Source organism: Amycolatopsis minnesotensis, from assembly GCF_039529815.1.
Classification (GTDB): Bacteria; Actinomycetota; Actinomycetes; order Mycobacteriales; family Pseudonocardiaceae; genus Amycolatopsis; species Amycolatopsis minnesotensis.
Genome location: NZ_BAAANN010000063.1, coordinates 21045 through 28619 on the forward strand (window position 1 = coordinate 21045; position 7575 = coordinate 28619).

Annotated in this window: 7 protein-coding genes; 5 read left to right on the forward strand and 2 right to left on the reverse strand. The window is 69.8% G+C overall.

From position 1 onward, the window contains the following. Nucleotides 1-89 precede the first annotated feature (89 nt). Both ABD256_RS41710 and ABD256_RS41715 read right to left on the reverse strand, forming a co-directional pair. Nucleotides 90-1262, reverse strand: coding sequence for a sensor histidine kinase (locus ABD256_RS41710; RefSeq protein WP_344431528.1), 1173 nt, complete (start codon nucleotides 1260-1262; stop codon nucleotides 90-92). Further along, a complete protein-coding gene (locus tag ABD256_RS41715) occupies nucleotides 1259-1918 on the reverse strand; it encodes a response regulator transcription factor (RefSeq protein ID WP_344431530.1) in 660 nt (219 codons plus the stop codon). Before ABD256_RS41715 ends, ABD256_RS41710 begins: the two co-directional genes overlap by 4 nt. 149 nt (nucleotides 1919-2067) lie before the next feature. Between ABD256_RS41715 and ABD256_RS41720 the strand changes: the two genes are divergently transcribed. The 5 genes from ABD256_RS41720 (at nucleotide 2068) to ABD256_RS41740 (ending at nucleotide 6793) form a co-directional block, all read left to right on the forward strand. Then, complete coding sequence (locus ABD256_RS41720; protein ID WP_344431532.1) at nucleotides 2068-2619, forward strand: hypothetical protein; 552 nt, start codon at nucleotides 2068-2070, stop codon at nucleotides 2617-2619. Next, complete coding sequence (locus ABD256_RS41725) at nucleotides 2616-3686, forward strand: peptidoglycan-binding protein (RefSeq protein ID WP_344431534.1); 1071 nt, start codon at nucleotides 2616-2618, stop codon at nucleotides 3684-3686. The genes ABD256_RS41720 and ABD256_RS41725 overlap by 4 nt, the downstream gene beginning before the upstream one ends. Continuing rightward, the gene (locus ABD256_RS41730; RefSeq protein ID WP_344431536.1) at nucleotides 3683-4375 is read left to right on the forward strand and encodes an ABC transporter ATP-binding protein; all 693 of its coding nucleotides are present in this window, start codon (nucleotides 3683-3685) and stop codon (nucleotides 4373-4375) included. The genes ABD256_RS41725 and ABD256_RS41730 overlap by 4 nt, the downstream gene beginning before the upstream one ends. Then, nucleotides 4372-5583 carry an ABC transporter permease gene (locus ABD256_RS41735; RefSeq protein WP_344431538.1) on the forward strand — a complete coding sequence of 404 codons (1212 nt, stop codon included), beginning with the start codon at nucleotides 4372-4374 and terminating at the stop codon, nucleotides 5581-5583. The genes ABD256_RS41730 and ABD256_RS41735 overlap by 4 nt, the downstream gene beginning before the upstream one ends. Before the next feature lie 247 nt (nucleotides 5584-5830). Next, on the forward strand, nucleotides 5831-6793 hold the full coding sequence (locus tag ABD256_RS41740) for a hypothetical protein (protein WP_344431542.1): 963 nt from the start codon (nucleotides 5831-5833) through the stop codon (nucleotides 6791-6793). Nucleotides 6794-7575: the final 782 nt, after the last annotated feature.

Below are 7575 nucleotides of genomic sequence, written 5' to 3' on the forward strand. Positions count from 1 at the left end.
ACCGTGGATCCCTTTTCGATCATGAACGACGGGCACGCGCACGAGGATGCGGACGCGCCGTGACCGGACCATCACGAAAAGGGGAACTTTCAGCCGGGCAGCCGCACCGCGACGGCGAGCCCGCCGTGCGCGCCCGCTTCGGCGTGCACGGTGCCGCCGTGCGCCTGCGCGACCGAGCGCACGATCGACAGCCCGAGCCCGGCGTTGCGGCTGTCGCCGGTGCGCTCGGTGAGGCGCCGGAACGGTTCGAAGAGCTGCGGGACGGCGTTCGGGTCGACCTGCGCGCCCGTGTTGCGGACGACGAGCGCCGGGTCGGTGCCGACTTCGACGAGCACCGAGCCGTTCTCGTGGTTGTAGGTGATGGCGTTGTCGACGAGGTTCGTCACGAGCCGTTCCAGCAGCACCGGATCGCCCGCGACGGTGCGCGGGACCGCGTTGACGCGCACGGTGACCTGCTTTTCGGCGGCGCGTGCTCGCACGGAGCGGGCGACCTGCTCGGCGATCTCGTCGAGCCGCACCGGGGTCCGCGAGGTCAGCCCGCGGTCGCTGCGCGCCAGCACGAGCAGGCCCTCGATCATGCGTTCGCTGCGTTCGTTCGTGTAGAGCAGCTGCTGGCCGAGCTTGCGCACCTCGGGGCCCGCTTCTGGGTCGGCGAGCGCGACTTCGATGAGGGTCCGCTGGACGGCGAGCGGCGTGCGCAGCTCGTGCGAAGCGTTGGCGACGAAGCGTTTCTGGCTGTCGAACGAGACGGCGAGCCGGTCGAGCATGCCGTCGAAGGTGTCCGCCAGCTCCTTCAGCTCGTCGGACGGGCCGTCGAGGTTGATCCGGCGGTCGAGGCTGCGCGCGCCGAGCCTGCGCGCGGTCGAGGTGATCGCGTGGATGGGGTGCAGGGCCTTGCCGGAAACCACCCAGCCGAGCGCCACCGCGAGCGCGGCCGCGATGACCAGTGCCAGCACCGAGGTGAGGATGAGCTGGGACAGGGTGGACGAGCGGTAGTCCGACAGCGACCCGCTGACCAGTTGGAGGGCCTCGCTCGCCGGGACGGTCCTGGCCGGCGCCATGGGCGTGCCCACCGCGGGCCCGTTCGACGAGATGGCGGGGCCGAGCGCCGCCGTCGCGGTGCGCGCGTAGGTGCCCGCCTCCGGCAGCGAGCCGCTCACCAGTACGTAGTTGACGATCAGCAGCACGGCGCCGATGAGCAGGAACAACCCGCCGTAGACGATGGTCAGCCTGCCGCGCAGCGTCAGCTTGAGGTCCTTCATGGGCCGAACCGGTAACCCGCGCCGGGCACGGTCTCGATGAGGCCCGGCTGCCCGAGCTTGCGGCGCAGCGTCATCACGGCGACCCGCACCGCGTTGGTGAACGGGTCGGCGTGTTCGTCCCAGGCCTTTTCGAGCAGGTCCTCGGCGCTGACCACGGCCCCTTCGGCGCGCATGAGCACTTCCAGCACGGCGAACTCCTTCGGGGACAGCGTCAGGAACCGGCCGTCGCGGGCGGCCTGGTGGCGCGGCAGGTCGAGGACGACGCCCGCGCGTTCGAGCACCGGTGGCAGCGCGGGCCGCGCACGCCTGCCCAGCGCCTGCACGCGGGCCACGAGTTCGGCGAACGCGAACGGTTTCGTCAGGTAGTCGTCGGCGCCGAGGCCGAGCCCGCCCACCCGGTCGGTCACGTCGGCGGCCGCGGTGAGCATCAGCACGCGTGCCTCGCCGCCGGTGCCGACCACGGCGCGGCACACGTCGTCGCCGTGCACCACCGGCAGGTCGCGGTCGAGCACGACGACGTCGTAGGCGTGCACGCCGACGCGTTCCAGCGCCTGCCCGCCGTCGTAGCAGACGTCGACCGCCATCGACAGCCGCCGCAGTCCCTCGGCCACGGTGTCCGCCATCAGCTGTTCGTCTTCGACCACGAGCACTCTCACCCGTTCAGTTTCCGCGATCGGGATAAGCGCGGGATAAGCGAACTCGCTTAGCGCGCCGAGATCACCCGCTCCGTAGACCTTTCTCCGGCAGGCGGGCCCGGGTCGTCGGGGGCCGGGCCCGCGTTCATTTCGGAAAGGCGGAGGAAGCGATGCGAGCAGGGCTGATGGCCGGGGTGTGGATCGCCGGGGCGCTGGTGGCTCTCGCGGGCTGCTCGAACGACGACGGCGGCGGTGACAAGGTGGCGTCGGTGTCGTCGGTGTCGTCACCGCCCGCGGCGGGACAGGGCGACCAGAACGCGGGCAACCAGGGCGGCAGCGACGAGGACAAGCGGCGCGCCTTCGCGAAGTGCATGCGTGAGCACGGCGTCGACATGCCGGACCCGCAACCGGGCGGGATGGGCACCACGATGAAGATCGAAGCCGGTGGCGAGGCGAAGATGAAGGCCGCGGAGGAAGCGTGCCGCAAGCTGCTGCCCAACGGCGGCGAAATGAAGAAACCGGACGCCAAGCAGCTCGACGAGATGCGCAAGCAGGCGAAGTGCATGCGCGAGCACGGTGTCGACATGCCGGATCCCGATCCGGAAAAGCCGGGGATGCGCGTCGCGGGCAAGGCGGGCGACCCCGCGAAGATGGAAGCCGCCGCGAAGGCGTGCGGGATGGGCGAAGGCGCACCTGCCGCCGCGGCGGTGCCCGGGAAATGAGCGCGCGAACCAACCGGCGGGCTCGCTGGTTCGTCACGGGCGCGGTCGTCGTGGTGGTGCTCGGCACCGTCGCCGCGGTGATACTGACCAGGCTCGGCGGAACGGCCGCGGCGGGGGACAAGGCGCCACCGCCGCCGGTCGCCACGGCCACCGTGGCGAAGGGGAACCTGTCCGAAGAGGAAACCGTCGACGGCCGTCTCGGCTACGGCGCCGAGCGCTCGGTGCCGGGGCGCAAACAGGGCACCGTCACCGGTTTGCCGGAGGCGGGCACGGTGCTCGAGCGCGGCAAGTCCGTGTACACAGTGGACGCGAAACCGGTGCCGCTGTTATACGGGAGCCTGCCGTTCTACCGCGATCTCGCCGAAGGGGCCGAGGACGGGCCGGACGTCAAGGAGCTGGAGGAGAACCTCAAGGCGCTCGGCTACGGCTCGTTCGGCAGGCCGGACGCGAAGTTCACCGCCGCGACCGCCACCGCGTTGAAGAAATGGCAGAAGAAGATCGGGCTGCCCGAGACCGGCACGTTCGGCTCCGGTGACGTGATCGTCCAACCGGGACCGGTGCGCGTGTCGAAGGTCAGCGCCCAGCCGGGTGCGCCCGCTGGCGGCGATCTGATGAAGGTCACCGACACCACGCGCGCGGTCACCGTGCAGCTCGACCAGGACAAGCAATACCTTGCCGCGAAGGGCGCGAAGGTCGGGCTCGACATCAGTGGCGGGGGTTCGGCCACCGGCACGATCACCTCGGTCACCGCGGTGCCGGGTGACGGGGCCTCCGGTGACGGCAAGTCGAAGGTGGAAGTCCAGATCACCATGGACGACACGGCGGGGTCGGGGCAGCTCGATTCGGCCTCGGTCAGCGTGCGGTTCACCAAGGGCGAGCGGGACGGGGTGCTCACCGTTCCGGTCGGCGCGCTGCTCGCGCTCGCCGAAGGCGGTTACGCACTGGAGGTCGACGAAGGCGGCAAGCGACGCCTGCTTCCGGTCCAAACGGGACTGTTCGCCGATGGCAGGGTCGAGGTCAGTGGCGCCGGGGTCCGCGAGGGCATGACGGTGGTGACCACGTCATGACACCGGTGCTCGAAGTAGTGGAGGCATCCCGAACCTACGGCGGGAACGTGGCCGCGTTGCGGGAAGTCTCTTTGTCCATTGAGGACGGTGAGATGCTGGCGATCGTCGGCCCGTCCGGATCGGGGAAGTCCACTTTGCTCCAGCTTATGGGCACATTGGACCGGCCGGACAGCGGGCAGGTGCTGGTGCGCGGGCACGATGTCGCGGAACTCGGGGACAGGGCGCTGTCCGCGTTGCGGTCGCGGTGGATCGGGTTCGTGTTCCAGCGCTTCTACCTCAGCGACGGCGTGACGGCCGTCGACAACGTCGCGATGGGCCTGCTCTACGCCGGTGTGTCGCGGCGGAAGCGGCGGATACGCGCGCTGGAGGCGTTGGAGCGGGTGGGGCTCGCGCACCGGGCTTCGCACCTGCCGAACGAGTTGTCCGGTGGGGAACGCCAGCGCGTGGCGATCGCGCGGGCGACGGTGAACCGGCCGCCGATCCTGCTCGCCGACGAGCCGACCGGGAACCTCGACACCGTCAACGGGGAATCGGTGCTGGCGCTGCTCGGCGAGCTGAGCGCGGAGGGCACCACGGTCGTGATCATCACGCACGACCACGGGGTGGCGGCCGGCGTGCCGCGGCGAGTGGAACTGCTCGACGGGCAGTTGCGGCTCGACACCGGGAGCCCGATGGCGGTCGCGACATGACGACGACTCTCGAAGCGCCTCCTTCGCCGGCGCGGCTGGGCGGCGGCGACCTGTTCGCGCTCGGCGCGCACGGGATGCGGACGAGGCCGTTGCGCGCGGTGCTCTCCGCGCTCGGCATCGCGATCGGTGTGGCCGCGATGGTCGCCGTGCTGGCGGTTCCCGCGTCGGGCGCGCAGGCGTTGCACGACCGGCTCGCCGCGATGGGCACGAACCTGCTCGCGGCGGGGCCGGGCCAGACCCTGTTCGGCAAGGACGCGACCCTGCCGGACACCGCGGTGCCGATGGCGAAGCGGATCGCGCCGGTCACCGGGGCCGCCGCGCTCGGGAAGACCGGCGACACGGTGCGGCGCACGGACAAGGTGTCCGCCGACGAGACGTCCGGGCTCTCCGTCTACGCGGCCAACCCGGATCTGCTCGGCGTGCTGGACGGGAAGGCGCGTGGCGGTACGTTCCTGAACGCGGCGAACCAGGCTTTCCCGGTGGCGGTACTGGGTTCCGTGGCCGCGGCTCGTCTCGGGATCGACCACGTGGACCCGGCGCACCCGCGACAGGTGTGGATCGGGAACCAGTGGTTCACCGTCGGCGGCATCCTCGACCCGATGCCGCTCGCGGAGGAGGTGGAACGCTCGGTGCTCGTCGGCTGGGACGCCGCGAAGCGCTACCTCGGGTTCAACGGGCACCCGACGACGGTGTACGTGCGCGCGCCGGAGTCCCAAGTGGACAATGTGCGATCGGTGCTGGGGCGGACTTTGAGCCCGGCCGCGCCGAACGAGGTCAACGTGCGCAAGCCGTCGGAAGCGCTCGAAGCGCAGAAGGCGTCCGGCAGCACCTACGACGCGCTGTTCCTCGGTCTCGGCGCGGTCGCGCTGCTCGTCGGCGCGGTGGGAGTGGCGAACACGATGGTGATCTCGGTACTGGAACGGCGCCAGGAAATCGGCCTGCGCCGCGCGCTCGGTGCCACGAAACGGCAGATCCGGGGCCAGTTCCTGGCCGAATCGGTGCTCCTGTCCGGGTTAGGCGGCGCTTGCGGCGTCCTGATCGGGGTGCTGGGGACGACCGGGTATGCGCTGAGCCAGGGCTGGCCCGCGATCCTGCCACCGTTGGCACTCGTCGGCGGCGTTGCCGTTTCCGCTCTGGTGGGCGCTTTGGCAGGTGCCTATCCCGCCATCCGTGCGGCTCGGCTGGCCCCCACGCGGGCTTTGGCTTGATCCCGGGGGCGGGTCTGCCTTGCCCCGAAGGTGACCTTCGGGGACCCGGATGCCCTGAAGGTCGCCTTCGGGGCGTCCAATGCCGCGAACTCGGCTTTCCTGTCGCGTCCGCGATTTTCGGTGAGGCGGCACGATACAGCAATGGGTGCCGGGGCTCCGGAAGTTGTCCACAGGGAGCGGGTTGTCCACAGCCGAGCCCGTCGGGACTGGTGCTCGCCGGACATCGACGGTCACGCTGTGACCTGTGATGAAACGAGGCCATTGGGCTGATAACCCCGAGCTGGTGGAGAACCGGTCGATGATGGGCGTCATCAAGGTGTCCGCGCTCATCGCGATCGGGATGCACAGCAAGACCATTTATCGGCGCTGTCTTCCCGGCGAGCGCTGGCAGCGCATTCTGCCCGGCGTGGTGCTGTTGCGAAACGCGCCGCCGACAACGGTTCAGCGAACAGCGGCAGCGCTCTTGTACGCGGGCCCGTCCGCACAGTTGACCGGTATCGAGGCGTGTCTTCGACACGGCCTGCGATCGCCTTCGCTGCCGCGGCTCAACTACGTGCACGTCCTGGTGCCGCATGAGCGCAACGTCAAAAGCAGCGAGTTCGTGGTTGTCGAGCGCACCAACCGGCTTCCCGCCCCCGTGATCCGAGGCAATTTCGCGCTGGCACCGATCGCCCGTGCGACGGTCGATGCCGCGCGCCGCATCAAGAATCCGGATGCTGTCGGGAAGCTCCTCAGCGAGGCGGTACAACAGCGCCGCTGCGCACCGGAGGAACTCTTCCGGGAACTGGATGAGGGAAGCCAGCGAGGAACCGCTCTTCCGCGTCGGCTGCTCGCGGGCTGGACCTCGCTGCGGTCCGTCGCGGAAGCGCGGGCGAAGGCGATCGCGGACACCCTGCCTTCGCCACCGTCCCATTGGAACGTTCCGGTCTACGACGCGAAGGGTGAATACGTCGGCTGCCCCGATGCTTGGTGGGATGATGTCGGGCTGGCGTGGGAAATCGATTCCGCGAACTTCCACTTCTCGCTGTCCGGGTACTCCCGGACAGTCGAGCGGAACACGCGCTACGCGGCCGCGGGGATTTGCTGCGTCCAAACGCTTCCATCGCAGATCACGAAGGAACCGGACGAAGTGCGTGCGAGCCTGATCGCCGCGTACGAGACGGCGGCGGGACGTGCGCGCCCTCAGGTCCGGTTAGCAGCAGGCTCCTAGCGCGCGGCCTCGCGCCGATGCGACTGAAGGACGCCTTCAGTCGTCGGTGTCCCCTGGCGGGGACCTCCTGCCGAGGGTGAAAATAGGGGGCACGCGCCTCGGCTGGAAGGGCGATCTTGCGGTGCCCGGCGATTCTGCTCATTTACGAGCCGGGCATACGTGGCTGCTTGAAGGCATCCGCGAACGCGAGGGTCGGATTCGCGGCATCAGATTCCCGAAGGAGTCCTTCGGGCACGCGCTGGGAATTCGAAGCTCGCACCCTGCTCGTTTTGGCGCGCATGCCCCGAAGGGACCTTTCGGGACGTGAGCGCCGCGGATGCGACCTTCGTGGGCCTTCTCTGCTCCGGGACACCTGCGCGGTCCCGGCGTACAGCCTTGCCACCGCCGCCGCCTCAGCCGCCGCCCCAGCGGGCTCAGAATGCCCTGAATGGGCCCTTGAGGGAATGTGATGCCCCGAAGGCCACAGTGATGATGTGTGCGCGTCGATTCCGGTGAGATGGGTGGCGGGGAGGCCGCCGGGGCTTGGTCTCTGAAGGTGACCTTCGGGGCATCTGACGCCCCAATCCCGCCCCTCACGGCGCACGGCACGACGCACGGCACGGCGCACGGCACGGCAACGCCCATGCCCTGGCTCGTAAATAAGCAGATTCGCCGGGCACAGCAGGATCGCCCCTCCAGCGGAGGCGCGCGCCCCTATTTTCACCCCTGGCAGGACGTCCCCAGGGGACACAGATGACTGAAGGTCGCCTTCGGGGAATCTGACGCCGCGAACTCACCCTTCG

Excerpts from the sequence above, each read along its gene's own strand:
- ABD256_RS41720 (WP_344431532.1), top strand. The coding sequence starts at position 2,068 with ATGCGAGCAGGGCTGATGGCCGGGGTGTGGATCGCCGGGGCGCTGGTG.
- ABD256_RS41735 (WP_344431538.1), top strand. The coding sequence starts at position 4,372 with ATGACGACGACTCTCGAAGCGCCTCCTTCGCCGGCGCGGCTGGGCGGC.
- ABD256_RS41710 (WP_344431528.1), bottom strand. The coding sequence starts at position 1,262 with ATGAAGGACCTCAAGCTGACGCTGCGCGGCAGGCTGACCATCGTCTAC.
- ABD256_RS41725 (WP_344431534.1), top strand. The coding sequence starts at position 2,616 with ATGAGCGCGCGAACCAACCGGCGGGCTCGCTGGTTCGTCACGGGCGCG.
- ABD256_RS41730 (WP_344431536.1), top strand. The coding sequence starts at position 3,683 with ATGACACCGGTGCTCGAAGTAGTGGAGGCATCCCGAACCTACGGCGGG.
- ABD256_RS41740 (WP_344431542.1), top strand. The coding sequence starts at position 5,831 with ATGAAACGAGGCCATTGGGCTGATAACCCCGAGCTGGTGGAGAACCGG.